25 protein-coding genes and 1 pseudogene are annotated in these 24,681 nt (G+C 61.3%); 15 read left to right on the top strand and 11 right to left on the bottom strand.

The window, feature by feature from the left end; genetic code table 11:
- Window positions 1-93 precede the first annotated feature (93 nt).
- From U3649_RS03565 to U3649_RS03555, 3 genes are read left to right on the top strand one after another with little or no spacing between them, the layout of a single operon-like run.
- Complete coding sequence (locus U3649_RS03565) at window positions 94-384, top strand: type II toxin-antitoxin system Phd/YefM family antitoxin (protein ID WP_407353516.1); 291 nt, start codon at window positions 94-96, stop codon at window positions 382-384.
- A gap of 14 nt (window positions 385-398) precedes the next feature.
- Window positions 399-746, top strand: a complete 348-nt coding sequence (locus U3649_RS03560) for a type II toxin-antitoxin system RelE/ParE family toxin (protein ID WP_407353515.1) — start codon at window positions 399-401, stop codon at window positions 744-746.
- Complete coding sequence (locus tag U3649_RS03555; protein WP_407353514.1) at window positions 743-901, top strand: hypothetical protein; 159 nt, start codon at window positions 743-745, stop codon at window positions 899-901. Before U3649_RS03560 ends, U3649_RS03555 begins: the two co-directional genes overlap by 4 nt.
- Before the next feature lie 93 nt (window positions 902-994).
- Here U3649_RS03555 and U3649_RS03550 read toward each other — a convergent pair whose 3' ends face one another.
- The 3 genes from U3649_RS03550 to U3649_RS03540 all read right to left on the bottom strand — a co-directional run bounded on the left by U3649_RS03550 (window position 995) and on the right by U3649_RS03540 (window position 2,734).
- The gene (locus U3649_RS03550; RefSeq protein ID WP_407353513.1) at window positions 995-1,339 is read right to left on the bottom strand and encodes a hypothetical protein; all 345 of its coding nucleotides are present in this window, start codon (window positions 1,337-1,339) and stop codon (window positions 995-997) included.
- A gap of 187 nt (window positions 1,340-1,526) precedes the next feature.
- Complete coding sequence (locus tag U3649_RS03545; RefSeq protein WP_407353512.1) at window positions 1,527-1,865, bottom strand: hypothetical protein; 339 nt, start codon at window positions 1,863-1,865, stop codon at window positions 1,527-1,529.
- Between the two features lie 377 nt (window positions 1,866-2,242).
- On the bottom strand, window positions 2,243-2,734 hold the full coding sequence (locus U3649_RS03540) for an SRPBCC family protein (protein WP_407353511.1): 492 nt from the start codon (window positions 2,732-2,734) through the stop codon (window positions 2,243-2,245).
- Window positions 2,735-3,370: 636 nt separating this feature from the next.
- Between U3649_RS03540 and U3649_RS03535 the strand changes: the two genes are divergently transcribed.
- From U3649_RS03535 to U3649_RS03515, 5 genes are all read left to right on the top strand, one after another.
- The gene (locus U3649_RS03535; protein ID WP_407353510.1) at window positions 3,371-4,267 is read left to right on the top strand and encodes a dienelactone hydrolase family protein; all 897 of its coding nucleotides are present in this window, start codon (window positions 3,371-3,373) and stop codon (window positions 4,265-4,267) included.
- A gap of 195 nt (window positions 4,268-4,462) precedes the next feature.
- Window positions 4,463-5,095: a GntR family transcriptional regulator gene (locus U3649_RS03530; RefSeq protein WP_407353509.1), complete on the top strand. Its 633-nt coding sequence runs from the start codon at window positions 4,463-4,465 to the stop codon at window positions 5,093-5,095.
- A 156-nt stretch (window positions 5,096-5,251) separates the two neighbouring features.
- A complete protein-coding gene (locus U3649_RS03525; protein WP_407353508.1) occupies window positions 5,252-5,389 on the top strand; it encodes a benenodin family lasso peptide in 138 nt (45 codons plus the stop codon).
- A 52-nt stretch (window positions 5,390-5,441) separates the two neighbouring features.
- Window positions 5,442-6,122, top strand: a complete 681-nt coding sequence (locus U3649_RS03520; RefSeq protein ID WP_407353507.1) for a lasso peptide biosynthesis B2 protein — start codon at window positions 5,442-5,444, stop codon at window positions 6,120-6,122.
- The gene (locus U3649_RS03515; RefSeq protein WP_407353506.1) at window positions 6,110-7,861 is read left to right on the top strand and encodes an asparagine synthase-related protein; all 1,752 of its coding nucleotides are present in this window, start codon (window positions 6,110-6,112) and stop codon (window positions 7,859-7,861) included. The genes U3649_RS03520 and U3649_RS03515 overlap by 13 nt, the downstream gene beginning before the upstream one ends.
- Here the strand turns inward: U3649_RS03515 and U3649_RS03510 are convergent.
- Together U3649_RS03510 and U3649_RS03505 are read right to left on the bottom strand one after the other, a co-directional pair.
- The gene (locus tag U3649_RS03510; RefSeq protein WP_407353505.1) at window positions 7,849-9,936 is read right to left on the bottom strand and encodes an Atxe2 family lasso peptide isopeptidase; all 2,088 of its coding nucleotides are present in this window, start codon (window positions 9,934-9,936) and stop codon (window positions 7,849-7,851) included. The two genes, U3649_RS03515 and U3649_RS03510, sit on opposite strands and share 13 nt — an antisense overlap.
- Window positions 9,937-10,001: 65 nt before the next feature.
- Window positions 10,002-12,407: a TonB-dependent receptor plug domain-containing protein gene (locus U3649_RS03505; RefSeq protein ID WP_407353504.1), complete on the bottom strand. Its 2,406-nt coding sequence runs from the start codon at window positions 12,405-12,407 to the stop codon at window positions 10,002-10,004.
- Window positions 12,408-12,656: 249 nt separating this feature from the next.
- Between U3649_RS03505 and U3649_RS03500 the strand changes: the two genes are divergently transcribed.
- Together U3649_RS03500 and U3649_RS03495 are read left to right on the top strand one after the other, a co-directional pair.
- Window positions 12,657-12,986, top strand: a complete 330-nt coding sequence (locus tag U3649_RS03500; RefSeq protein ID WP_407353503.1) for a helix-turn-helix domain-containing protein — start codon at window positions 12,657-12,659, stop codon at window positions 12,984-12,986.
- Between the two features lie 193 nt (window positions 12,987-13,179).
- A complete protein-coding gene (locus U3649_RS03495) occupies window positions 13,180-13,464 on the top strand; it encodes a helix-turn-helix domain-containing protein (RefSeq protein ID WP_407353502.1) in 285 nt (94 codons plus the stop codon).
- Between the two features lie 513 nt (window positions 13,465-13,977).
- On the opposite strand, the gene U3649_RS03490 is transcribed toward U3649_RS03495, so the two are convergent.
- Both U3649_RS03490 and U3649_RS03485 read right to left on the bottom strand, forming a co-directional pair.
- Complete coding sequence (locus U3649_RS03490) at window positions 13,978-15,621, bottom strand: YecA family protein (RefSeq protein ID WP_407353501.1); 1,644 nt, start codon at window positions 15,619-15,621, stop codon at window positions 13,978-13,980.
- Between the two features lie 307 nt (window positions 15,622-15,928).
- A complete protein-coding gene (locus U3649_RS03485) occupies window positions 15,929-16,570 on the bottom strand; it encodes an abortive infection system antitoxin AbiGi family protein (RefSeq protein ID WP_407354535.1) in 642 nt (213 codons plus the stop codon).
- 300 nt (window positions 16,571-16,870) lie between these two features.
- On the opposite strand from U3649_RS03485, the pseudogene U3649_RS03480 reads away from it, so the two are divergent.
- A pseudogene (locus tag U3649_RS03480) lies at window positions 16,871-17,495 on the top strand (tyrosine-type recombinase/integrase).
- A 110-nt stretch (window positions 17,496-17,605) separates the two neighbouring features.
- Here U3649_RS03480 and U3649_RS03475 read toward each other — a convergent pair.
- From U3649_RS03475 to U3649_RS03465, 3 genes are all read right to left on the bottom strand, one after another.
- The gene (locus tag U3649_RS03475; protein ID WP_407353500.1) at window positions 17,606-18,079 is read right to left on the bottom strand and encodes a TRADD-N-associated membrane domain-containing protein; all 474 of its coding nucleotides are present in this window, start codon (window positions 18,077-18,079) and stop codon (window positions 17,606-17,608) included.
- A gap of 406 nt (window positions 18,080-18,485) precedes the next feature.
- Window positions 18,486-18,872, bottom strand: a complete 387-nt coding sequence (locus U3649_RS03470; RefSeq protein ID WP_407353499.1) for a BrnT family toxin — start codon at window positions 18,870-18,872, stop codon at window positions 18,486-18,488.
- A 255-nt stretch (window positions 18,873-19,127) separates the two neighbouring features.
- A complete protein-coding gene (locus U3649_RS03465; protein ID WP_407353498.1) occupies window positions 19,128-19,508 on the bottom strand; it encodes a hypothetical protein in 381 nt (126 codons plus the stop codon).
- Window positions 19,509-19,788: 280 nt separating this feature from the next.
- Between U3649_RS03465 and U3649_RS03460 the strand changes: the two genes are divergently transcribed.
- Window positions 19,789-20,109, top strand: coding sequence for a hypothetical protein (locus tag U3649_RS03460; RefSeq protein WP_407353497.1), 321 nt, complete (start codon window positions 19,789-19,791; stop codon window positions 20,107-20,109).
- On the opposite strand, the gene U3649_RS03455 is transcribed toward U3649_RS03460, so the two are convergent.
- Entirely contained in the window at window positions 20,072-21,193 is a 1,122-nt protein-coding gene (locus tag U3649_RS03455) for a hypothetical protein (protein ID WP_407353496.1), read from the bottom strand. The two genes, U3649_RS03460 and U3649_RS03455, sit on opposite strands and share 38 nt — an antisense overlap.
- 126 nt (window positions 21,194-21,319) lie before the next feature.
- Between U3649_RS03455 and U3649_RS03450 the strand changes: the two genes are divergently transcribed.
- The 3 genes from U3649_RS03450 to U3649_RS03440 are packed head-to-tail and all read left to right on the top strand — an operon-like array spanning window position 21,320 to window position 24,678.
- Entirely contained in the window at window positions 21,320-21,538 is a 219-nt protein-coding gene (locus U3649_RS03450) for a CopG family transcriptional regulator (RefSeq protein ID WP_407353495.1), read from the top strand.
- On the top strand, window positions 21,531-23,036 hold the full coding sequence (locus tag U3649_RS03445; protein WP_407353494.1) for a DNA cytosine methyltransferase: 1,506 nt from the start codon (window positions 21,531-21,533) through the stop codon (window positions 23,034-23,036). The genes U3649_RS03450 and U3649_RS03445 overlap by 8 nt, the downstream gene beginning before the upstream one ends.
- A complete protein-coding gene (locus U3649_RS03440) occupies window positions 23,002-24,678 on the top strand; it encodes an McrB family protein (protein ID WP_407353493.1) in 1,677 nt (558 codons plus the stop codon). The genes U3649_RS03445 and U3649_RS03440 overlap by 35 nt, the downstream gene beginning before the upstream one ends.
- Window positions 24,679-24,681: the final 3 nt, after the last annotated feature.

The raw sequence follows: 24,681 nt of genomic DNA, 5'->3' as shown, positions 1-24,681 counted from the left end.
CGTGCTGGCGGCTGGTCTGGCACCGACACGCTTGAAGTCGGTCCATCCCGAGATTAATGTATCCGTTAACGTTTCTGTGATCTGGAGCCCGTCATGACCATCACCAGTGAAGACATCGTGCCGCTGAGCAAGGTGCGGGCGTCGTTGACCGCGCTGGCCGAGGAGGTGCGTGGGGGGCGCGAGAAGATCATCACCCGCAACGGCGAGGGCTACGTGGCCCTGGTGGATGCGCGCAAGCTGGATTATTACCACCGCCTGGAGCGCGAACTGCTGCACCAGGATCTGCTGGGCGATGCGGTGAAGGGGCTGGAGGACGTGCGCGAGGGTCGCACCACCACGCCTGCCGAACTGAAGCGCAAGTTGGCGCGCAGGCTGGCGAAATAGCCGGAAGGCGGGGCGTGCGCTTCCGGTTCACGCAGCAGTTCGAGTCGACGCTGCAGCAGGCGCTGGATTTCCTGCTGGACGGCGATGCGCCCGAGGCCGCGTCGCAGTTGGCCGACATCGTGCTGGAACACCTGCCTGCGTTGCTGCGCGAGCACCCGCGCATCGGTCGCGATTTCATGCTGCATCGTCCCGCCACCGCGCAGGCGCGGGCATTGCACGAACAGGTGCGCGTGCGGCTGGGCGCCGCGGGCGAGGTGCGCGAGTACATCCTCGGCGATTACCTGGTGCTGTATGCCATCGAGGGCGACACCGTCTACGCCATTTCCATCCGGCACCATCGTCAATCGGGATTCGTCCTGTGAACGGGAACCACCTTGAAGACGCCTGCCTCGACTGGCTGTCCGCGCTTGGCTGGACTTTGCCGCATAGCGATGGCGACGCGCGCGAGGTCATCACCGTGCAGCAGGTCTACCGGCGCGGGGAACTGGTCTGGCGTGGGCCGCGGCCGTACCGATGAGCCCGAAGCGCGTTGCGGCGGCGAGACGCCTCGGTCAAGTCCACCCGCGAAGCGGGATCGTTTTGAACGACCGCATGGGTGCGGGCCGCACGGTCACTTGGCTGCCGCCGCACATCGCCCGGTCAGCGCATCCAGTTCCTCGAAAAGCTGCGGATCCGCTGTCGAGAAGTTGAAGCACGATTTGCCCTGCATTCGCTTGCGGAGCGCGTCACTGGCGCCAGCCAACAGGCCCGGATCTTCATAGATCGGCATGAGGTGATAGCTGACGTAGGACTTCTTCACCTGTACGGCGCCAAAGAACCTGGGCTTGTCCTTGGGCCTGGCAGGAGGCAGTTCCACGTACAAGTGGCCGGGAACGTCGGTCTTGATGGACATGCCGCCGGCGTGCTTGCGAAGCACTTTGGACAACGAGGCGAATGTCGAAGCGAGATCGTTCATGAAGCACCCCGGTTCTGCTTGCGCGACTCCGGCCCTGCGGCCCGCACCAGCCACAGCCAGGCCCTCGATGGCGCCTGCTGGAACTCTGCGCTCCGTGCCGCGGGTCGTCAATCGAGGGGACAAGCCTGGCAGCCGTCCGCGATAGCTCCCGGCAAGGCCGCAGTGAAGGCGAATGCTGGATGGCCGATCAGGCCGATGCGGCCCCCGCCGACGGCAAGCCGGCGCCCCGATAGCGGTAGTGCTGGACCCGCTCGGGCCGGGTGAGCAGGAACCGGTCATCCTCGGGGAAATAGCGGGCGCGGTCGATCGGCTCGCCCGCGAACGCCGCGATGGCGTCCAGTGATACCCACAGGCTCAACGTCACGATCTCGGTGCGTTGGTCATCGAGATCGCGGACGGCGACGCCGGCCCACAGGTTGCCGGGCGTTTCGCGATAGGCCGCGATGCCGGTGCGCTCCACGTACTCCACGTACTCATCGGCGAGCTCGCGCCGGATCTCCGCTCGCCATTCCCTCAGGATCGCCATACACGCCTCCTCTCACTTGCTGCCGACAAACCCTTGCGGCTCAGAGCCAGCCTAGAAAGAAGGCAATAAGCGCAAGAATCATGAGAACGCAGATGAGCAGAATTCCCCGAGTCTCTCGCGACGACAACCCGCCCCTCTTTGCCACATGGCGGTCAACTTGGTATGCAGGCCCAAAAAGCAGTAGCCAGCGCGTACCCCGCGGTCGAGTTGGTCCATCCGGAGCTTTCACGTAGATGGAGACCTAAGGAACCTCTGAACAACTCGGCTCTTGATCGTCATTCCCGCGAAAGCGGGAATCCATGGACTTTGATTTTCAACGGCTTAACGTCCTTGGATCCCCGCCTTCGCGGGGATGACGGCAATTATTCAGGCCTTCCCTAACGTTGGATCTGGCCCGCACCGCCGAGCGGCGATGACTTGATCGGACCTTCGCACAGCGCCTTCAGCCGTTCCAGTGCCTTCGGCCAGGTATCCACCATGCTCGCGAAATCCTCCGTCATGTCCTGCTCGACGGTGAGCCTGGTCCCGTCAGGTATGGCGGTGAAGCCGTAGTTCTCGTAAGCGGGTACCCAGGTGAGGATCGCTTCGCTGCTCGTGTCTTCGACCCCGTCGTCGTCGATGTAGCCCAGATGCCGGATCGAGAGTAACTCGCCGGGCCTGTTCTCCGCGATCTCCGAGAGCACCCCATGGCCGCTCGGCGTGAGGAACCGGATTCGCTGGCCCTTCTCCCACGAGCCCTCGAAGTACAGGCCATCGCCGAAGGCCGAGGTCCACTGCCCGTAGCTCTCGGGCCCGACCAACATCTGGTAGATCCTGGAAGCCGGTGCGGCGATGTCCACCGACCATTGAAGCCGTTCGAGTGCTGGCATGCATCGCTCCGCTGGGTTGCCGAGGACGTCCCTCTGGAGTACGACGCGCGGGGTGGCCGGAATTCGACACGTGCAACGCGGACCGGCCGCTCCAGCTATCGCGCGAGCCGTTTTCTGGCTTGCGCATGAGTGGCCACGCGGCCCTCGGCAATCGCCTGCTCCCCGCGGGCGATGCCGTCCAGGACGACGCCCGCCCGTTGAGAGTACATATCCCCCGGCAAAGCCGGGGGCTTTAGAGGTGAGCCCCTCAAAGGGGCCAATCAAAGCATGCGCCGCCTGAAGGCGGCAGACGCATTTCCTTCTCCCTCCGGGAGAAGGTGGCCCGAAGAGCCTGCCCCCGAATGCTTTAGTCGGGGGGCCGGATGAGGGTACGGCGAAAGAGTAGAGGTCTGAACCACCGCGACTTCGCCGTACCCTCACCCCAACCCCTCTCCCGGAGGGAGAGGGGCTTCAAAGCCGACTGCTGGAAAGGTCAAACCTCTGGCAGTCCCCCGGCAAAGCCGGGGGTTTGCTTCGGAGAAATCAGCGTGTTGCCGCGCCAGCCAGAGATGATGTGCGTGCTGTATGGCAAGCCAGCTCTCGGGGAGCGGCCGGCGGCTTACGTGCCATCCTGATCGCGGACTACCATTGCAGACGATGACCGACCTCGCCACGACCCTTCGAGCACGCCTGGAGCTTGCGGACCCGGTGCCGGTGGGGTTCCAGCGAGGCGAGGTCGAAGCGGACGACGGCTTCGACCGGGAACGGATCGAGTATCGGGGACTCGAAGGCGACCTCATTCCGGCTTTCCTGTTCACGCCGAGAGGCCGCGACACGCTCGGCGGCGTGGTCGTCTTTCATCAACACAATGGCGAGCTCCACTTCGGCAAGAGCGAGGTCGCCGGCGTGGTGGGCGACGCGTTTCAGGCCTTCGGGCCGGCACTCGCGCGCAGAGGCCTGGCAGTCCTGGCCCCGGACGCCATCACCTTCGAGGATCGTCGAGCCGCGGTGCGGGGGGTGGAGCCGGACTACTACGATTGGCTTCAGCACTACAACGCCATGAGCTACCGACTGCTGGATGGCGACCTGCTGATGAGGAAGTGCCTGGATGACGCCCAACGGGCCCTGAGCGTTCTGCTCCAGGCCGCTGAGTTGGACGAGCGGCGCGTGGGCGTGGCAGGACATTCGTACGGTGGTTACACGGCGCTCTACCACGCGGCAGTCGATGCGCGCTGCAGGTTCGCATGCATCAGCGGTGCCGTGTGCAGCTTCGAGACGCGCCGCCGGGAAGGCACCGGGGTCACCCTCTTCGAAGCCGTGCCCGGGCTCGCTCGCCAGATCGACACACACGATGTGCTTTCCGCCATCGGGCCTCGGCCGACCATGGTGGTGTCGGGGACCCAGGACAAGTATTCGCGGGATGCCGATCAGGTCGTGGCCAAGGTCGCCGGCGACTTCGTCACCGAGCTCCGCGTCGACCGCGGACACGCGCTCGATCAGGAGAGATTCGATGCGATCATCGAGTGGATCGTCGGCCGCGTATCCGATCAGTAAGAAGGAACGCCCAACACCAGAGGTAAGTCGTGCCGCGAAGCGGCATCGGCTTGAATGATTAGCTAGGGGCGGTTTCTGCGCGCCAGCCCAGATCCGTCTTACGCCGCAGCCTTCAAAAACTTGACCCGTATCTCAGCATCGAATCGCCAACGACCTCAGATTAGATCCCGCCATTTGCGGATACGGAGGTCTGCCATGAGCGCATTCCACACCAAGAGCGTGCAGTTGCAGGACCAGATCCGGCGGGCGCTGCGATCAGGGCGTTACCTGCCCGGCGACCGGATCGATCCGGCCTCGCTGGCCGCGGAGTTCGACACCAGCCTCATGCCGGTGCGCCTCGCGCTGGAGCGCCTCGTCGGCAAAGGCCTCCTCGAGCACCACCCCCGCGGCGGCGCGTACCTCCCGCTGCCCACCGAAGTCGAACTGCGCGACGCCTACGACTGGATGAAGCGCCTGCTGCTGATGGCGTGCGACATCGGCATCGCCAACAGGCTTCCCGAGCGCGTACGCCAACCCGATATCGCCTCGGCCAACGAAGACCCCGTCGAGATGACATGGCAACTGTTCGACGCCATTGGCCATGCCACCGCCCACACCTTCGTGCACGAGGCGATAGGGCGCATGAACGGCCGGCTCGCCCCGATCCGCAGGGCCAAGCGCGGCCTGATCGATGGGGCCTTCGAGGAGATCGTCGAGCTGAACCGGCATTGGCAGCAGCGCGACAGGCCAAGCCTGAAAGCGGCGTTGCGCCACTATCACGAGCGTCGCAAGCAGCTGGTTCCGTGCATTGTGGTGACGCTCAAGCAGCGGCACGAGCGCCTGCAATGAGCACGGCTGATGAAGCCACTCGACGCACCCGCGACGGATGTCACAGTTACGAATGATCATCTGATGATCAGCCAAAGATCATTTGAAGATCAGGAAATTTGCCTCCTACGCTGAAGCCGTCATGGAGCCCCATGACGCAACCAGCAGGAGACGGACATGAAGACTAGCAACGAAAGCACCGCCCGCTTCAACGACGTGATCGAGCTCGGCGTCGCCAGCGTCGAGACCAAGGGCGTGGCAGGGACCGGAGAGCCGGAAGGCCAGGAGATGGGAATCGGGATCTCCGAGGACTGAAGTCCCTCATGGGGCGCGCTTCATTGCGCGCCCCATGTCATCGGAGAAGACCATGGGATGGAAGCTTCATGAGGACCTGTCGTTCTGCAGTGTAGACGGCAGGCTCGTCTTCCTGGACGTTAGCAAGGACCGCTACTTCCGCCTGCAGGAAGCGCAGGAGCATGCGTTCGCCTCACTAGTGGATGGAAACGGCGCAGACGAAACAGAGATCCGGCGCCTCGCCGAGCAGCACATCCTCGAAGAAACAATGCAGCCCGATGTCGCTCCCCGGCCCGCCTCAATCGCCCGCGTCACTCGAAGCGCGTTTGAAGAGACAGATGGCGACGAGATGCCTGGATTTCTGGCATCTGCGGAGGTACTGATGATCACCTACGCAACACGCCGACAGCTCAAACGAAACCGCCTGAAAGCCGTGCTAGCTCAGACGGCGACATACCGCAGGCATCGCATCGCCCGTGCAGCCCGCATCGTGAAGGATCAGAAACCGGTCAGCCTGCACAGGGCGTCCGCAACGTTCATGCGTGCGCGTGCGTTCTCGCCGATCGACACAATCTGCCTGCTCGACTCAATCTCGATGCTCAAGTTTCTCGCCAATCGTGGGCTGCACGCGAATCTCGTCTTCGCGGTCGCCTCCGATCCGTTCTCCGCACATTGCTGGGTGCAGTCGGGCGACGCCGTCCTCAACGATACCGTCGGAACCGCACATGCCCATACACCCATATGGATGCTCTGACCTGCAGCCGCTACATCCTGATGTGGGGGAGCGCGCGCGACACCACTGCGAATGAGGCCGCGCAGGCAAGGGCTCGCTCCGTTGGACTGCACCCTCTGGCAGAGAACCTGCCCGGCGGCGCGTCACTGCTAGTGTCCGCGCATACGCCTACAGCCGGAGTTCCTGAGGGTGGCCTCGTCATCGGCCAACTGTTCCACCGAAATGGAAACAGGCTCCTCGGGCCACGCGACTTCCCGAATCTGAGGGGGTCGGCAGAAGTCCGCCACTACATCCTCGAACAATGCTGGGGCGACTACATTCTGTGCCAACCTCAACCCGACGAATCCTCTGTTCTCGTCATGCGAGACCCGTCCGGTGCAGTTCCTTGTATCTACGCGTCGGATGAGGAAGGCGGATTCGTCACCTCGGACATCCCCTTGGCCACCGCATTGGGCAACTACGAGCCACGGCTGGACTGGGAGTACATCGGCTTCTCCCTCCAGCACACTCACCTCAAGACCCAACAAACGGGGCTGTCTCGACTCCTGGAACTACTGCCCGGCATGTCGTTGCGTGTTGGACGGTCACGTCCGGTCCTCGGCGAGGAATGGACGCCGTGGAAGTTCGTGGCTGCCGACTTTCGTCACGACGCTCCCGTAGAAGCAGCATCCGATGTCCGCAGGGCCATCACATCGGTAACGGCCGCCTTGGCAAACATCGACGGGTCGGCCCTCCTCGAACTCTCCGGCGGACTGGACTCCTCAATCATCGGCGCCTGCCTGCGGGGCGCAAACGCGCGCATCGTTTGCTGCAACTTGAGCACACCGGTCCCGGGCGCCGTTGAATGCGACTACGCCAGCGCAGTCGCCGACACCATCGGCGCCAAGCTCCTTGTCCGGGAGCTGTGCATCGAAGATGCCCGCTACAGCTTCCCTCCTCCCCCATGTGCGGTCAGGCCCAGGGTATGGGCACTCCAGTACGCAGTGGACGCGGTGATGGAAGCGTCCGCCCGGTCCGAACAGGTGACCAGCCATTACTCCGGCGCAGGAGGAGATTCCGTGTTCGGCTATATCCGCAGCGCCGCTCCGATTGCAGACGCCCTGCGTGAGGGCGGCCTTCGGAAAGGAGCGACTGCAATCCGCGCCCTCTCGACCGTCCATGGATGCACGCTCTGGAAGGCCGGAACGCTGGCCGCCAAGAAGTTGCTTTCTGCTCCCAAGCCTCCATCGAGCGGGGACCACTCATTCCTGCGCAGGCACCGCGAGGCGCAACCTGTCGAGATGCATCCCTGGTTCTCGCAGCCACTCTTCGCATTGCCCGGTGACGCGGAGAGAGTTTTCGGTTTGGCCGGAAACCAGCTCTTCCGGGAGGGCATTGCGCGCGGCGCAAGGCGTCCCTACCGGATGCCGCTGCTCTCGCAGCCGGTGATGGAGGCGTGCCTGCGCGTTCCAAGCTGGATGTGGTTCACGGGTGGACAGAACCGGGCAGTCGCCAGAATCGCCTTCCGCGATCTCCTGCCGCGGAAGGTGCTCGCCCGAAGAAGCAAGGGGACGTTCATCGGCTACTCCGGCGCCATCTATCGCCACAACAGGTCCGGAATTCGTGACTTCCTGCTCAATGGCCAGCTGCAAGCGCGCGGGATGCTGGACACCGATGCGCTTCGCGTGCTGCTCGACGACGAGTCAACCCCGGCGAACAAATCGCTTCTTCGGGTATTCGATCTCTGCATGGTGGAGAACTGGGTGCGTCACCACGCCTGATCATCCGACCCGTCGGCCAACCCCGCTGTCCGAATCATCTGCCTGTCGCGCATGGCGCGCCAGCGCTCGTACTGCCGCGCCTTCCCGGGCGCCGGATCCTCGACGCCCTGCAACCAGAATCGAAACCAGTCCAGATTGCGTTCGTAAACTGCCAGCTTGTGCTTCGGCTGGAACTTCTGGTGAGGCGCATGCGGAAATACCCAGGCATCCGCACGTCCGTCACTTACAAGCGGGACCACATAGTCGACGGCGTGGCGGAACTCCTGCTCCGACATCTGGAAGAGGATAGGCGCTTTGATCCTGTCCATCCGGTACGTGGGCGAAATCTCCTTCCATCGCGCCGGGGTTTCTTCCGGCGTCCCCAACTGCCAATACTCACCGAGCCCGGCAAGGAACTGCTCGCCCTTCATCATGTTGAAGACGTAGTAGTTCGGAGAGATCACGGGGCTGCTCGCCGAGATCGCGGCGAGCAGGTCCGACTCCGTGGCCAGCCACAAGGCAACCTCACTCCCGAAGCTCAGCCCACCGAACCCCACCTTCGCGGGATCGATTTCACCGCGCTTTGCAAGAAGATCGACAGCGCTTTCGGTGGCGGACAGACCATTCCCATACCTCTCCAATGCATCAAACCTGTACGGCGCCGCGTTGATGCACAGCGCCGCGATGCCGTGCGCAGCCAGTGAAACAAGCGGCCACTCGTCCCCCATGCCTCCTCGCAGGAACCCATGGCACCTGTAGTAGCTCACGAACAGCGGCGCGCGCGATTTCCCCTTCTTCAAGGAAGCCGGAAAATACTGTGCCGTGAAGGTCGCGCCCTTCGCGTCCACCCACCGCAGCAGCCGCACCGGCACCTGCCGCATGTCGTGCGCAAGCGCGGCATTCGGCTGGAACATGACGTGCCGCTCACCGTCCTCTATTCCAATCCGTTCCAACCTGGGCGGATCCCCCGCCTCCGCCACCACGCAGACCAGGGCCTGCGCGGAAGCGCCACAGTGACTCGATGCGTCACGTCCTCCATTGATCAAACCGCGACCATGCACAATCGGCCGCACCGCACCCGTTTCCACATTCCACCGATAGATCGACTGGGCCAGGCCTTCATCCGGATCAGTGACTGTGAACAGCACCTCGTCACTTCCCGGCCTCCATTGCAGGCTGGTGATCGCCCGCCCCACGCAGCGCCGGTCTGCACATTCGATGGCTGCGCCTGCCGCACCGTCACGAAACACCGATAGTTCGACCCCCGGCTTGTCCCGCAGCCCGTTCCTCTCGCCGACACGGGTCAACAGCGCGATTCGCCCGGTACGCGGATCGCGGGAGAACTTCCATGCATTGTCCGGTGCCGAGGCTGCGTGCGGCTCATCTTGGGCAGCGAGCAGTTCCCGTCGTTCGCCCTCTGCAAGCCGGACGACACGCCAGCGCCGCGGCGCGTCCGCCAGCAAGGAAGCGCGGTCAAACCACACCTTTCCGAAGCGCTGGGTCGCGAGCCGTCCGTCGACGAAACCGGACCGATAAAAGCCCTGCCCCAGCGGCACTGTCCCATCGATCCTGGTCCCGAGGGCATACTCGTCCTGCTCGGCGGCCACGATGTCTTCGCGGGTGGCACCTACGCTGTATCGCAACTCGCGTCCATCCGCACTGAGGTGGAACTCATGCACGTCCGCCGGATCGCTTGTCACCGGGCTTGCACCGGACCCATCGCTCGCTGCTCGCCAGACCTCGATGCGTCCATCAAGCAAGGCGCGGTAGTAGATCCATCTTCCATCGTGCGACCACTCGGCCCTGGCCGACAGCGAGATGCCCGCCGAATCGCGCAGCGGGACGCCACCATCACCCACGCGAACGACTCGGGCCGCGTCTTCCATGTCCTGCACGTACCACGCGGAGTCATAGTCGTTGCGTTCCACCGATGCCCGCTCGACGCGAAACGCCACATATCGGCCATCCGGCGAGACGACGGGCGGCCCGATGTCGGCCACTTCCACCAGGCGACGCGGCGAGACCGTCAGCGCATGCGATGGCTGGCTCACCGCCAGCCATGCCGCCATGGCGGCGAGCATGACCAGGCCCTTCACGGCAAGCACGCCGCACGGAACCGGCACCGCCGACGCCCGGGCAACCCGGGCTTCTCGCCCCAGCCCTACCACTGCTTGGACACCGACAGGACGAGATTACGGCCGATCGCCGAGTAGTTGGTCGAGTCGTAGGGCGCGCGATAGACCGCGGCATTGGGCGGTGTGGCGTAGAGAGGCGGCGCGCGGTTGAACAGGTTGTGCGCCGACAATGAGACTTCAATACCAGCCCAAGGGCCCTCCCCGATTCCCGTGGCATAGCGCACGTTGGCATCCATCGTGGTGAAAGAGCCACCATCACGCCCGTCCAGCGTATTGGTCACGCCTCCAACGTAGTTGCCGAACGCGGACGCGGTGATGCCGCCTTGGCTCCACGCCGCACCGAGCCGCGCAGTCACCTTCGCCGGATGATGCAGCGTGCCCGCGAGGTCGTACGCATCGAGCGATCCCGCCACTTGCTGTGAGCTGTCCAGCCAGGTCACGGCACCACGCAAGGTCCATCGTCCCGTGCCGGTGTCCAGCCGGTACGAGCCGCCCAGGTCGAGGCCCCGGATCCGCTGGTGGCTCGCATTGACGTAGCGCGCGTACATCAGTGCAACCACTTTGCTCGCGTCATAGGGCACACCGATGAGGTTGTTGACGCTGTGCGCAGCGGCCAATGCGGCCGACTGCTCCGCTGGCGACGGATTGCGAACGATATACGGCGCATAGGCGGGATCAGCCAGTGCGGCGGCGTAGTTGGTGATCGGCTCGACCACGCGGTCGCTGTAGTCGATGTCGAACCACGTCACCTCCGCCTCCAGCCCCGGCAGTGCACGGGGATGGAAGGCCACGGATGCCGACCACGTCCGCGCACGCTCGGGCTCTAGATCCGGATTGCCGCCACCCAGCGTCAGCATCTGCGCGTCTTCCGGATAGCCCGTACCGCCATACGTCCCCGGCCGGGTCAGGTTGATCGCCGGGGCCTGATAGCGCTGGAACAGCGTGGGCATCTTGAACGACTCGCCCCATGACGCCTTGAGCGAAACGCTCTCGCCGGGCCGCAGCACCAGGCCCGCCTTGGGCGTGGTCACGCTGCCGTGGCTGCCGTAGTCCTCCCGCCGCAGGGCCGCCGTCAGCGCCAACCGGGGCGCCATGCCGGCTGCACCACCCGTGATCAGCGGAAAGCTCGCCTCGGCATAGGCGAACCGGCTGCTTTCGTCACCATCGATGTTCGCTGCACCGGCGGCGTAGTCGAAGCGCTGGAACGCATTGCGCCGGTACCCTGCCCCCACAGCCAGCCGCGCATCCCCGCCCGCCAGTGCGAACAGCGGCCCCTCTGCGCCCACCTCGTAGGCACTGCTCTCGTTGCAGTAGCACAGGTCCAGCTGCTGTATGGTCTCACCGGTTGCCAGCGTCAGCCGTGACTGCGCCTGGCGATGCTCGTCCTCGCCGCCGGTGGCCGCGAGCGATATCGTCCAGTCGCCCGGCAGATGGAATGCAAGGCTGGGCGCAACCAAGGCACTGCGCGTGGTTGCGGTGACGAACGTGATGCGGTTGCTCAGGAAGTAGTTGTAGGCCTGGTCGCGCCGGCTGCGCAGCGCATCCAGTCGCAACTCGGCCACCTCGCCCAAGGCGTGCGAGACACTCAGCACCCCACTGCGCTGGTCACTGCCGGGATAGATCGTGGTCGGATGCACCAGGTGCGCGGTGTAGTCGCGCTGCCGTGCATAGATCGGGTCGACCGATGCATCCTTGAACGCGAGGATGGCGCCACCGCCCGACCAGACGCTGCCGGCCGTGGCTGAATATTCCCGCGTGCCCATGCCGCCGCCGGCGGTGTCGCCCACGCGCACCCCGACAGCCACCCCGTCGAAGTCCCGTCGCAACAGCACGTTGCCCACCCCACCCACCGCATCGGAACCGTAGATGGCCGACGCGCCATCGGCCACGATCTCGATCCTGTCCACCGCCTGGACGGGAATCGATCCGATGTCGACCACCTGCACGAAGCCGCCGTAGGACATGCGCCGGCCATTGAGCAACGTCAACGAGGCATCCGGCCCCAGCCCACGCAGGTTGAGGCCCGAACCGCCCGTGAGGTTGTTGTTCGAAAGCCCGGCCCCAGCCAGGTTGCCGGGGAGTACACCCGGGTTCTGCCCGCCCGAGAAATTCTGCGGCACGCTGCGGATGACTTCGCCCAGGTCGTTGAAGCCCTCCTCGCGGATGCGCTCGCTGCCGACGGTGATGACCGGGGACGGCGAGGTGCCGCCGCGGATGCGGGTGCCGGTGACGGTGACTTGCTCCAACTCTGTCGGCGTCGTACGCGCATCGCTTGCTTCGGTTGAAGCATCAGCCTCGCTCGACAGCCCGATCTTTCGTCCTGCCACGTCCACATCACCTTCCTGCGTAGCGTTCGCAGCTGCAGCAGGATGGGCAATCGGCGTCACGAGTAGCAGGATTCCCAAAACGCCGCTTAAAGCACCGCTCTTCATGATTGATCCTCTGTCTGCTTCGAATGAAGTGCAGAACTTGCCTACAGCAAGCCTCGAGATAAGCCAGAAACTCCCTAAAAATCCGCAGTTCCATGCCGTTATGCTCCCCCATCCTCTGGAAGCCCAACGCCAAGCAAAAAAACGCCAGATGCTACGTTAATCGTAGCTTCCTGAATATTACGTTTTACGTAGTATCCGTGTCAACCAATGCCTCGGAAGCTCCTGCGTATCCCTTGAAGGTATGCAGGCATGAGCTCACAGGAAGCCGAGAAGCTCTACGGGCGGCGTCTACGCCAAGCTCGAAAGAGCTACGGGTTCAGTCAGCCCGAGCTGGGGGTGGCAGCAGGACTCGACTACTCCGGCGCAGGGGTGACGATCAGTCGCTACGAGAACGGGAGGCACCAAGCGAGGCCGGGATTGCAGAAGAGACTCGCTCGGGTGCTAGCGCTACCGCTCATCTACTTCTTTACCGAAGATGATGAAGAAGCAGCGTCGATCGCGGCGGCTGCTCGCAGTGATGAACCTGCAAAGAGGAAAGCCGATGCCGAGGCGCTCATTGCGAGGATGAAACGTTTGTAGCAGTTGCCTTCCATTCCAGATCAGGGATCGCCGCTCTATGAGGGCGGCCGTGCGCGCCGTCCCTTCAGCGCAGAAGCGCGTTAGGCAGCGCGTTCCAAATCTAGCTCCGATCCTAAATTACGTTTATCGTAGTATCGCGTTGGCCCGCGTATCTGGATGCTTCCTTCGATGGAACTTCAGAACGCACCCGCGCGTGGCTGACAAGGGTTCGCTTCCGGTCTACAGCCGTCGGCTGCGCGAGGCACGTGATGCGCATGGCATCTCACAGCGGGCGCTGGGCATCCGGGCTGGGCTGGATGAGTTTGTCGCCAGCACTCGCGTGAACCGCTATGAGACTGGCGTGCATCAACCCGATCTGCAGACTCTGCAGCGGTTGGCAAAAGTCCTCAACCTGCCAGTGGCTTACTTCTACGCGGAAGATGACGAGCTCGCACGCCTCATAGCTGAGTTCAAGGGCAAGGGTAAGCAGAAGCGTTGATCGGTGAACGACCGCTAGCCCCAACTAGGCTGAGCGATCGGAGTTCTTGCCACCGCGCTACACGCCATGCAGTTCGCTGACCTGGTTGTCTGCCGACGACCTCTTCGAGCACGCTTGGCTATCAGACTTTTCTGACAAGAAATGCATGAAGATGCTGACTTCCCCTGCCAGAGAGACTGGTCAGAATGTTCGTGCCCCGGAAGCAAAGGCCTTCGCACCGGCAACGGATGCCGCTCAGCAGCAGGATAGGCCGCCGCCTTGAGCAAGCGGCAAAGCTGGGCCGGGGCTTCTCCCTACTACACCTAGTCTGGCAGCCCGTATAGCCCGCTACGTACGCTTAGCACCGTAGGCATCGTGCCGCAAAACATGGCCGACGGTGGTACCGGACGTCCGCTTCCGGCCAAGAGCGGACATCAACTGTTGATTTCCCGCGAACTGGCCAAAGCCGAAGTCCGCGCCCGGGGATTCATCATTCATCCCACGCGCGCGTCGCTTATCTAGGCGGCTTACTGCCTAAACTGCCCGGTTCGGCGGCGGCTTCATTCTTTGGATGTGCACCGGGACTTCTTGCGGCCCCGCCCGCTCCATCACAGAGTTCACCATGCCTTGCACATAAACGTCCAACAGCTCGGGCTGCGTGAGTGCGGCAAAGCGGTCGCCATGTTCCCCCATGAATTGAAGGAGCTGTTCCTTGGGGGTGCGGACGTAAGTAGCTTTCAGGCTGTCATAGAGTTCAATTGGATCATTGATCGGACCCGGTCTCTGGCGGATCTGCCCGAAAAAGGTCTCTGGATAGCGCTTCCAAGCAGCGAATTCCTCAGGTGAGAGCTGGTTGGTGTAGATCGCTCGTCCGCCTTCGTCCCGATCAATAATCAACGCGACCTTGCCGTTGTCGTCCATCACGCAGGCGTCTTCCAAGGTGCCCACCGCACCATCGTCCATCTGATAGCGGTGCCCGATGAGCAGGCGGTTTGACGGCAGCCCAGGAATTTCCCCTTCAAATGTGGAAGGCAGGTCGAAATGTTCTTGGATCGAAGCCAAGAGTGCCTCGACCTCAGGATTACGTGCGCGCATCTCAATCTTCTGTGACAGCGTCAGCAACCGACCGGTCCGATAGTCATCGATCTTGAACCCCTCAACGGTCGCTCCCGCATCGGGAACCTGACTGTCCAAGTGGTGATGGTCCGGGTAGTTGGTGATGAACACCACGGCGGGCGGCAGGGTCGCTGCCTTGGGTTGTCCCTCGAACTTTCGAATTGTATTGATGCTGATCGTTCGCCAATCATTTGGCCCGCCCGGAACATAAGGATAGGCCTGCGTGTTCAAATCAACGAAGATCAAACGGTCATGTGGCGTCGTCTTCCTCAGCGCATCGCTAACCAGCCCAGCAAACTTCCCAAGATACTGGTTGGCCTTCTTCGCAGCATCCTGGTTTCGGATCTTGCACTCGACGCCAAAGGCTTTGCCGGTGTACGGATAAGTGGCGGTGTATTCCACATGCTTGGATCGGCGATCGGTTTCATCTTCCCATTCGAGCTCGAACCCGGCTCGCAACAGCATGGCCGCAACACGGATCTCATAACGCACCCCGATGAACTGATCTTTCCTCTTCAAACGACCAATCAGTGATTCCCGCAGCTCAGGGGTGCGCGTTTGATCATTGTTGTGTTCCAGGGTGTAGAGGTCATACGCCAGCGTCAGAAACGCGCTGATCGCGCCGGTCATCGGCGTCTGGCGTGTCTCGCCAGCCGCTAGGTTGGCGGCTTTGGACGCCGCCAAGAGCCTTTCATGCCACTCGATGACAGGATGGCGTTCGATCTGTTCCAGCTGCGTCTGGGCTTCGAACCAGTCGCGCCCCAGAACATCGAAGATGTAGCTATAAAGGAAGTCATGAAAGGTTGGCCATGCGCCTTGAAATAGACGATGGCCCACAGCGACGATCCGCTTACCGGCTGTCTGGGCGGCGATGATGGGACGACCGAGGCCTTGCTGTCGCTGCTGCTGCATCCAATGGATCTCGGCCCTGCGCTGAGCTTCCTCGGCGCCTAGCGAGATCATCTCTTCATAGTCGGCATTGGGGCCGCCGTGGCAGCGCTTAAACTTCTTGCCGCTTCCACACGGGCAGGGCTCGTTCCTGCCTGGCTTAGTTCCGCCCATGCGTGGACCTTTTCTCCGCTTTTTTCGTTGAGCGTGGCCTACGTCAGCCGCTCATGCCCTTCTTCCAATGGTCGTGCAGAGGTAGCAGCAAGCACCTAGGTGTGGTCTCACCACCACTTTACAGCGTCCGCTCGGGTCGCAGCGCGCCGGCCCCAATCTCCGTTAAACATCCCGAATCCCCAGTGCCCTCAATCTCGGTGCCTCCGCCGTCCTCCCGCTCGGGGTGAGCCTACTGCTCCTTGGCAGATAGGGCCGCGCTCATCCTGCGGAACTTTTGCAGGTCAACTGCGGTTGCGCCCTCCTAGCGCTAATCCGGAATGCTGGTGAATTCGACCTCTCCGATTAAGTACCTTCCGCCAACCCGCAGGGCGTCTAGAATGGATCGCAAGTCTTTGTGGTATTGAGGCGGCGCGATAATCTCCTGCAGGCACAACGCTAGCCCGAGATTCCCGAACTTCCGCCACTCCCGCTCCATGTAGAAATTTTCGGGATGGTCTTCGGGGAGATCCACGTCCCAAAACTTTAGGAAGGCCAGAACGTCCCGAGTAATCAGACTACTCGCCTCATCCGCCGCCTCCTGAGCGTCCTTGGCCGGCTCTCCCTCAACCTTTGACCGAGTGTCCGGCGAGTCAGGAAAAAAGTGATCGAGCCCGTCCAATACGGAGTTGAGTAAAGCCGGAAATCGGGCACCCCAGGTTCCGTAGGATTTCCTGGAGAATGGCACGTAAATGACTGGGCGTCCGCCCCACTGGGCAACCACAGACCGGCACACGCCAAGACCAAAACGGCCGTAGCGCCGTGCATGAAAGGGTAGATCGTCCCTCGGGATGTCGCAAAAGCATACTACGGTCTGCTGGATCGGCTCTCCATCGGTGACCGGGCGATTCGGGTCGCGAACGGTTCGAATTCCTCCTCGCTGGCCCGCCACCTCGCAGGTCCTCAGCTCCATCGAACGTAGGATCGCGCATAGAGTCTCGAAGTTCGCGATATCGGCCCCTGGTTGCCGACTGCCCACCAAATGGTACAGCCTTTGACCGACGTATCGCTGCATGGGCATTACTGTTTCCCTGGGCATCTCGGCAGAGAGTCTGAAGTAGGCTACTTGATCGCTTCTTTATGCGGAACGACAGCGTAAGACTTGGGCACTGCCACACGCCGGCTGGCGGATTAACGTCACTTCGGGTCGCATCACGCCCGTGTGCCACTTAGGAGAGAACCATCGCCATCCCCCTTCCCATAGGAGATGGTCATGGCAAGCCTTCACACATCACAGCCCCGTCAGCCCTGGAACAAGGGAAAGCTGGTCGGCCAGAAGGCACCCCTCAAGCTCAAGGACATCTGGGCGATCCGGGTCCGGCTGCAGCTACGCAGTAAGGGTCCGTGACCTGGCACTGTTCAACCTGGCGATCGATTCCAAGCTCCGTGCCTGCGATCTGGTCAAACTTCGGGTCTCTAATGTATCCCATGGCGGCCAGATGGCCTCTCGATCGATGGTGATGCAGCAGAAGACCGGGCGGCCCGTCCAGTTCGAGATCACAGCGATGACCCGTGAGGCAGTCCAGGCTTGGATCAAGAAAGCCGACCTCAGCTCCTCGGACTTTCTTTTCACCACTCGGGTTACTGGCTCGCCTCACCTCTCGACGAGGCAGTACGCCAGGATCGTTCATCGATGGATCGAGGATGCCGGGTTGGAGACAGGATCCTATGGGACGCACACGATGCGCAGGACCAAGGCATCGCTGATCTACCGGCGCACTCGGAATCTCAGAGCTGTCCAGCTTCTCCTAGGCCATACAAAGCTGGAGAGCACGGTGCGATACCTCGGGATCGAAGTAGACGACGCTCTTGAGATAGCCAAGCAGACGGATGTCTGACGTGTGAGGTTGCTCCTCGGCCCGGAAAGGTCGAGGAGCGGCCAGAAGCGGACATCAATCAACGCCTGAAATAAGCCGAACCGCGAAGCGGTTTCGGCTTGAATGATTTGTTACGCATTGCTCTGCTTCCCGGTTTCACGTAGCGCCCTAACGAGGTCCGGAGTGATATCGCGATTGGGTTCGTTGCGCAAGATCAGTACATTGATGATGCTCATGTACATGTAGTCGTGATTCTTCGGATCCATGCGGGAAACAAGATCAACCGCCAGCTTTGTGTCTTGGAGTTTCACCAGTTTCTCAAAGCCAGCTAGGACTTGAGAGGTGCTTTTGTTGTGTAGATAGAAGAACGCGGCCGAGATGAACTGTGCAAGGACGCCAGCTACGCCCAGAACTACCGATTCGTTGAGATTGTTGCGATCGTAGAAGTAGGCGAGAAAGGCAAGTACTACGACGATAAGTCCGGCAGCTGAAGCGACGATACTGCTCCAGAAGCTGACCTTCTGCTGAAAGAAGGTCGCGCTGTAGAAATCCTGAAGCTTCTGGATGAAGGGGTCATCAGCTGGGGCTTCTGCTTGTTCATTCATGAGAATCCCTCCTGCAATGCCTAGCGCCCGAAACTAGCCGACGCGCGAAGCGGGTTCGGCTCGAATGAACTGTTAGATGGCGTGCCAGCCATTACTCCAGCTCCGACAGCTTTGCCCTGGCAGCTCTACCTAGCCTGCTACGCTCTATTTCTACCGTCTCGTCGCGCGTTACGGTGTTGCTTGAGGTTCGGGTGTCTTGGAACTCAGTCACCGTCCGACAAGTAATCTTTCTTGTCTTCTTATCGAAGTAATACGTCCGCTCGTGAACGTATTCCTTCCACTCGTCTGAGGTGCTCTCGTAGCTCGTTTCTGTGTGGAATGAAACTTTGGTCACCGCAGATCTCCAAGCGCCATGTAACACCTGAATTAAGCCGAGCCGCGAAGCGGCTTCGGCTTGAATAAACTGTTAGCTCTCTACCGCCACCTCACGAAAGCCAGTGATTGAATAGAACTGTTCGCGTTCTTGGGCGCTTGCACGGCGGAACGAGATGACTCTCACGGTTCCGTCTTGGCGCATGGTAGTGACCATAAGAACGACCTTGCCACAATCATCTACGGCCATGTGCATGTGGCGGACCTCGCCCGCTTCCATGAACCCGTCACTTGTCATGCACGGCGGAGCGCCGATAGGCAGAAGCATGGTCTCAAGCAGTGTCACTGCACTCTCCAGGGAGTACCCGTGCTTCTCCCGATTCGCGTACTCCTTCCCTGTGTCGTAGTCGATGCGGGTGCGCCCGACGACAACACAAAACTCCCAATCAGGGATGCCTAAGTTCTCAGGAATCTGGTTCATGAGAGCGGACTACCTAATAGCCGGCCCCCTGGGTCCGGTTATACAACTTATCCATAGCCCGCCGTATGGCCGGCTATCCCTTTGACACAGCGCGATCTTAGGGTGGCTGCGTCCGGCTAACAAGCTGGCGTATAACCGGACCCACGGACGATGCTGACGGCCGTACGCCGGCCTGACTTGACCGCCAGGAGCGACTCTCCTAACCATCAGAGCGCATTCTCTCGAATGTCTGCTTTGGGTCGGAAGTTGTCGTTCTCAGATCCACCACCTCACGGCGGCGCCGACAACTGCCGAATCATTCTGTCCGAGACCGGAGGCACCGCCCGTCCCTGAAGGACCTGTAGCAAGGCCTCGGACAGCACCTCCCGGCCGTTGGCGAACGACGCCAAAGAAACTGCCGGCCGGAATGGACTTGAACGGAGGCTGTCCTTGCCGGTGATCGAGGTGTGCGCCGCCGGCCGGCCGCTCGGCCACAGCAAGGGCGCCGGCATCCAGCACCTTGCCGATCACTGCCGCGCGGCTGCGTATCTTGAGGTTGCCGTGCAGGTACACCAAGCCGACATCCTTCGACCACTTCGGTTTGACGATCAGAGGGTACAGCGTCGCGATGCCCGCGTCCGCCGCCAGATGCATCATCGCCAGCTCGCCGTCGCCATTCGGCCTAATCCCACTTCGCCATCAGAGTTTTCCTACACGACAGCCCGAGCGCGGCCGATAGACGAGCCCCTAGCCATCGCGCATCCTGACCTTGCCAGCAACGCACGGACTCGGCAGACGGAGAGCCGGCGATCTACAGTCCTGACCCTATCCCCTTAGGAGGACATGTCATCGCTGCCGGAACCGAAGTTCTCCAACCGTGCGGGTGCCACAGGGAGAGTGGCACCGCTGGCTACCTATACAGCACAGGAGGTGCGTCTTGATCGAGATCAGGGAGGTAGATGGCCGCTTCGAGGTCTTCTGTGAAGACTGGCATTGGGAAGTATTCGAGGGCGCGCTAGGGGCGCAGCAGGCTGCAATTGCTCTGGCCAGCAACATCCTCAGTGAGACGGGCACGCGTCCGGCGATCGTAGCGCCATGGGGCGATCTGATCGCTTCTTCGGGTAAGGCAATCCCGACACAGCCCGCCGCTGGCACTAATTACGCCCGCCTCGAAAAGGGCCTGTTTTCATGCCAGGGCCGTGGCACGCATAAGCCGGACACTACTCGTATCCTTCAGCATCCGAAGCGCCAAGCATGATCACCTCAGGTGAAAAGCTAAGAATTTCAGGGCGGATCGATATCGAGTCGACCGAAACGCCCGACGGAAGAGCGTTCAGTGCCTCAAGAATGTGATGCAACGACGGGCCAATATGCCTCGCTACACGCATCTTCCCCTTACTTTCCGTAACTTCGTAAAGACGACAGATGTCATATGGATCTGGACCTTGCACCGCAAGCATCAGCTCCATCAAGGACAGATGAACAGGATTCCCAAAACCGCCCACTGTGCTTTTTGCATCTATCACGCGAACTCCATCCGTCACATCCGTCACCCGGAAGTCGTAAGGTGCTACAGCGTTGGTGCTGGCTATCCACTCAAACGTTCGAATGCGCCCCTCGCGTCGTTCCCCGTCCAGCCACGCGTTCAGAAGCTCCTCGCCAGCGACACCGGTAGCTTCCGCATTCCGGCGCGACCGCATGAAATCCTCCGGGCTGACCCCTCGGCTGCCCCGACGTGCGTTGATTGTCTCTGCACCTGCAGTACCACCAAGTACTGCATCCTCCAGCAGGCTGGTATCGGCCCAGTCGTACAACGGATGGCCCGCGGGTGGAGACCCCGCGGAAAGTACCTCCTGGACAAGTTCATCTTCCAGGACCCACATAGACCCATCGGCAAAACGGAGAACAAGCTCAGCGTGAAGCCCGGCGTCTTCAGGTAGTGCACGTGCAACCAGCACCACGTTCGCCGTCGTCGGCGTCACATCGCCGGAGAACTCGAACAAGGCAAAGTCTCCTGGCTCCAGAACGTTGTACAGCTCCGGGCTTTCCACAGGGCTATCGATCAGCTCCCCGTTGAGACGCCAGTTCTTCTGCTGCTTCAGAATCTTGCGCTGCAGGTTGTTGGCAGGTGCAAGGCCAGGCCCGCACAAGTACAGATCCAGGGGATAGCGCGGCTGGGGAACCAGGGCAGGTTCGCCAAGCTGCGGATACAGCTCACCGATCAGAACATTGGCATCCAGGTTGAAAGCCTTCTGCTTGCCCGCCGGATGGTTCTGGAAGTGCCACTTGAACAGGGTCAGATCTGAAGCAGTGAGACGCTTCAACGCTAATTTGCGCGGCATGAGATCCCCTCTTTCATCTCTTTCGTCGTGGCCAGGCTACAACGCTGCACGGGCCGCCAGAAGGCTGGTGCAGTTGTACGCATTGTGGTGCACAATAGCACCACTTCCACCGTTAGTCTTCAGCCTATGCCTCGCCCATCCATCGCTCCCGACCGGAAGACCATCAGGACCTCCGTCACGCTGCCCGAGGACGTGCATTCCCAGGTGCAGGCGCTGGCCGACTCCAACCACGTCTCATCCGCCTGGGTAATCCGCATGGCGGTCCAACGCTTTCTGGACGAGTACCGGGGGCAGCTTGAACTGCCTCTTCGCCTGTCGCGCGACAAGGATCCGATTCATGAGTAAAGATGTGATCCACCGCAAGCTCAAGCGCCTGCAGACCGGCGCAAAGCCCCGGGTGCTGGACCTGTTCGCCGGCTGCGGGGGCATTTCTCTGGGTTTCGAGGCTGCCGGCTTCGAGATGCGAGCCTCCGTTGAGTTTGATACCGATGCCGCCCGGTCCCACGGGCTGAACTTCCATGGCGGCGCTGAAGCGCACAGCCGGCCGATCGATATTACGCAGACTTCACCCGCAGATCTCTGCGGCCAGCTGGCTCTGGGGAGGACTTCGGATGCTTTTGATGTCGTCGTTGGTGGCCCCCCCTGCCAGGCATTCGCCCGTGTGGGCCGCTCCAAGCTGCGCGAGATCGAAGAGCATCCGGAGGCCTTTATCCATGACCCCCGTGCCCAGCTCTATAAGAAGTACCTTGAATACGTCGATGCGTTTCAGCCGCTGGCCGTTCTCATGGAGAACGTGCCTGACATTCTGAACCACGGCGGGCAGAACATCGCTGAGGAGACGTGCGAGATCCTCACCGCCAAGGGCTACGTCTGCGGGTACACGCTGCTTAACGCGGCGTTCTATGGCGTTCCGCAGATGCGGGAACGTATGTTCCTGATTGCATACAGACATGAGCTCGGTACCACAGTATCGTTCCCTTCCCCTACCCACTGGCTGGTACTTCCACCCGGGTATGAGGGCTCGCGTTCTGTTGCGCTTAAGGCTCTGCGTAATCTTGTCGGTCAGGCCCACTCCTATGTCACGCCACCTGCGGCCACACGGGATCTCCCTCCGGCAGTGACCGCTGAGGACGCATTGGCAGACCTTCCGGCAATCAAAGCGCGGGAGTTGCTGGCGGCCGGGAAGATTGCCCGCGGAGCGCGCCGTTTTGATACCCCGGTCAGCTACAGCCGCAAGAAGCCCTCTGCCTATGCTGAACTGATGCGCACGTGGCCCGGGCACGAGGCCCCCAAAGAGGGCCTGACTGATCATGTCATACGCTACCTGCCCCGGGACTACGAACTGTTTGCCCGCATGAATCCAGGCGACCAGTACCCTGAGGCGTACGCGCACGCCGTAGAAATGTTCCAGGAGAAACTGGCTGCTGCCCGGGCACGTGGAGAGAAGCTCACCGAAAGATCAGCCAGGTACAAGGCACTCTGGGATTCGATCGTACCGCCCTATGACGCCAGCAAGTTTCCGAACAAGTGGCGCAAGATGTGGCGCGACCAGCCGGCGCGCACCCTCATGGCCCATCTTGGTAAAGACAGCTACAGCCATATCCACTACGACAGCAAACAGGCCAGAACCATTTCTGTCCGAGAGGCTGCGCGTCTGCAATCGTTCCCGGACGGCTTCCGCTTCAGCGGCACCATGAATCCAGCATTCAAGCAGATTGGTAACGCGGTCCCTCCCCTGATGGCCAAAGCACTGGCCGTACACATGCTCCAGACCATCAGACAGGCCGCTACTGAAAAGGAAATAGCAAATGAGTCTCGTCGAGCGGCAGCGGCAGTTTCTTGAGGCGGCGCAGAAGCACTTCGGCACATCCAAAGCCGTTCGTCCACGCGAGCTGTTTGGTGTATCGAATAGTGCCAAGATCGTCGAAGGAGGCATCCAGCTCGGCGTTGTGAATCTGGATAACGTCAAGGACGACGTTGAGGCTTTGATCTTCGGTTGCGTTCTCAGATTTCCGCCGGAGGATGAGGTCTACTTCGCTGTCCTCGTCCGCAAGGATAGAGCGAACTTCCTCGCTCGACTTACCGAAATGAAACGTCTTGGTGCAGAAGCAAAGGGCACCGGCGAAGACACAGAGTTTGCGCTGGAAGCGGCTGGTGACAGCGACGAATCAGAAGCCCCTGAGACTAGTATCAAGTACAGCGCCAGGAACAATCTGGTACCGATCTATCTCGCTGGCGATGGCCGCCTGTGGCTGCGTAATGCCAAGTTCTGGGACAGTCTGACTTTCGATCTTTCTCCTTTCGGCCCGTCCACTGAACCTGACCAGATCGTGGTCGCACTGTATCCGCCCACGGCCTCAGCAAGACGCAGCCTGCTTGCCCGGGAATTCATCGGCTGGCTGGGCAGTCTGGTCGGCAGAGAGAAGATTCATGAAGTCCCCGTCTGGGCGGACACCGCAACGCTCGGGCCGAGCATGCGCCGCATGCCGTCAACTATTCCGGTCAACGAGATCGAATCAGCAATAGAATCCTTAGGCGGTCACTACCCAGATGGAGAGGTCAGGCGCTTTCATGCTGCTCTTAACTTCCTGGATCACAAACACTTCGTCATTCTCTCGGGGCTGTCCGGGACAGGCAAAACTCAACTGGCGCTGAAATATGCCCGTGCAGTTCACGGTCTGACATCAAATACGGCACCGGACCCTCTGCTCTTCGAGTGCCCCGTTCGCCCCGAGTGGACTGATCCCACGGGCCTGACCGGTTATTACGATGTACTGACAAACCGATACGTAGTCCCCACCTTCCTGGAAGCCGTGTTGGTAGCCACAGCACACCGCGAGTCCCCGGTGTTTGTGATCCTCGATGAGATGAACCTCGCGCGTGTCGAGTACTACCTTTCTGATGTTCTTTCGAGCATCGAATCGGGTGGAGCCCTGCAGCTTCACTCCAACGGTGTTCCGTTGGAGGGCACTACTGGCGCATCCGTGCGAGCGGAAATTCCTCTGCCATCTAACCTGTACATCATCGGCACGATCAACGTTGATGAAACCACCAATCCCGTCAGCGACAAGGTACTGGATCGGGCATCGGTGATCGACATGTCGACGGTGGATGTCGCTGGCTTCCTGGCATCACTGGCCGCGCGACACCCGGAACTGCAGGCAGCAAGTGACGCATCCGAGCAAAGACTGACCGAGATCCACGGACTGCTGGAACAACACAGCCTCGGCTTTGGTTATCGCGTGATCGAGGAGTTCGTCCGATACCACGCGTTTGATGCCGGGCACCTTCAGAACTCCGCTGACAGCGTCACAGATCAGTTGCTGGTACAGAAGATCCTGGTCAAGCTGCGCGGATCCGAGCGCCAACGCCCTCTGCTCACTGCGCTGGATAGAGCCTGCGAAGGCCTTCCCCGCGCCCGGAACTACATTCGCAAGCTGCTGGACGATCTGGATGAATTTGGTTCGTTCCAGTCGATGCGGTAAATC

It is taken from the genome of Luteimonas sp. R10, assembly GCF_045689605.1.
Taxonomy (GTDB): domain Bacteria; phylum Pseudomonadota; class Gammaproteobacteria; order Xanthomonadales; family Xanthomonadaceae; genus Luteimonas.
The sequence above is the reverse complement of the archived record's forward strand: the minus strand, read 5'-3'. Positions and strand labels throughout refer to the sequence as shown.

Bases quoted from the DNA above. Each gene is read 5' to 3' on its own strand.
- U3649_RS03565 (WP_407353516.1), top strand. From the start codon at position 94: ATGACCATCACCAGTGAAGACATCGTGCCGCTGAGCAAGGTGCGGGCG.
- U3649_RS03550 (WP_407353513.1), bottom strand. From the start codon at position 1,339: ATGAACGATCTCGCTTCGACATTCGCCTCGTTGTCCAAAGTGCTTCGC.
- U3649_RS03545 (WP_407353512.1), bottom strand. From the start codon at position 1,865: ATGGCGATCCTGAGGGAATGGCGAGCGGAGATCCGGCGCGAGCTCGCC.
- U3649_RS03540 (WP_407353511.1), bottom strand. From the start codon at position 2,734: ATGCCAGCACTCGAACGGCTTCAATGGTCGGTGGACATCGCCGCACCG.
- U3649_RS03535 (WP_407353510.1), top strand. From the start codon at position 3,371: ATGACCGACCTCGCCACGACCCTTCGAGCACGCCTGGAGCTTGCGGAC.
- U3649_RS03530 (WP_407353509.1), top strand. From the start codon at position 4,463: ATGAGCGCATTCCACACCAAGAGCGTGCAGTTGCAGGACCAGATCCGG.
- U3649_RS03525 (WP_407353508.1), top strand. From the start codon at position 5,252: ATGAAGACTAGCAACGAAAGCACCGCCCGCTTCAACGACGTGATCGAG.
- U3649_RS03520 (WP_407353507.1), top strand. From the start codon at position 5,442: ATGGGATGGAAGCTTCATGAGGACCTGTCGTTCTGCAGTGTAGACGGC.
- U3649_RS03515 (WP_407353506.1), top strand. From the start codon at position 6,110: ATGGATGCTCTGACCTGCAGCCGCTACATCCTGATGTGGGGGAGCGCG.
- U3649_RS03505 (WP_407353504.1), bottom strand. From the start codon at position 12,407: ATGAAGAGCGGTGCTTTAAGCGGCGTTTTGGGAATCCTGCTACTCGTG.
- U3649_RS03500 (WP_407353503.1), top strand. From the start codon at position 12,657: ATGAGCTCACAGGAAGCCGAGAAGCTCTACGGGCGGCGTCTACGCCAA.
- U3649_RS03490 (WP_407353501.1), bottom strand. From the start codon at position 15,621: ATGGGCGGAACTAAGCCAGGCAGGAACGAGCCCTGCCCGTGTGGAAGC.
- U3649_RS03485 (WP_407354535.1), bottom strand. From the start codon at position 16,570: ATGGAGCTGAGGACCTGCGAGGTGGCGGGCCAGCGAGGAGGAATTCGA.
- U3649_RS03475 (WP_407353500.1), bottom strand. From the start codon at position 18,079: ATGAATGAACAAGCAGAAGCCCCAGCTGATGACCCCTTCATCCAGAAG.
- U3649_RS03470 (WP_407353499.1), bottom strand. From the start codon at position 18,872: ATGAACCAGATTCCTGAGAACTTAGGCATCCCTGATTGGGAGTTTTGT.
- U3649_RS03465 (WP_407353498.1), bottom strand. From the start codon at position 19,508: ATGATGCATCTGGCGGCGGACGCGGGCATCGCGACGCTGTACCCTCTG.
- U3649_RS03455 (WP_407353496.1), bottom strand. From the start codon at position 21,193: ATGCCGCGCAAATTAGCGTTGAAGCGTCTCACTGCTTCAGATCTGACC.
- U3649_RS03450 (WP_407353495.1), top strand. From the start codon at position 21,320: ATGCCTCGCCCATCCATCGCTCCCGACCGGAAGACCATCAGGACCTCC.
- U3649_RS03445 (WP_407353494.1), top strand. From the start codon at position 21,531: ATGAGTAAAGATGTGATCCACCGCAAGCTCAAGCGCCTGCAGACCGGC.
- U3649_RS03440 (WP_407353493.1), top strand. From the start codon at position 23,002: ATGAGTCTCGTCGAGCGGCAGCGGCAGTTTCTTGAGGCGGCGCAGAAG.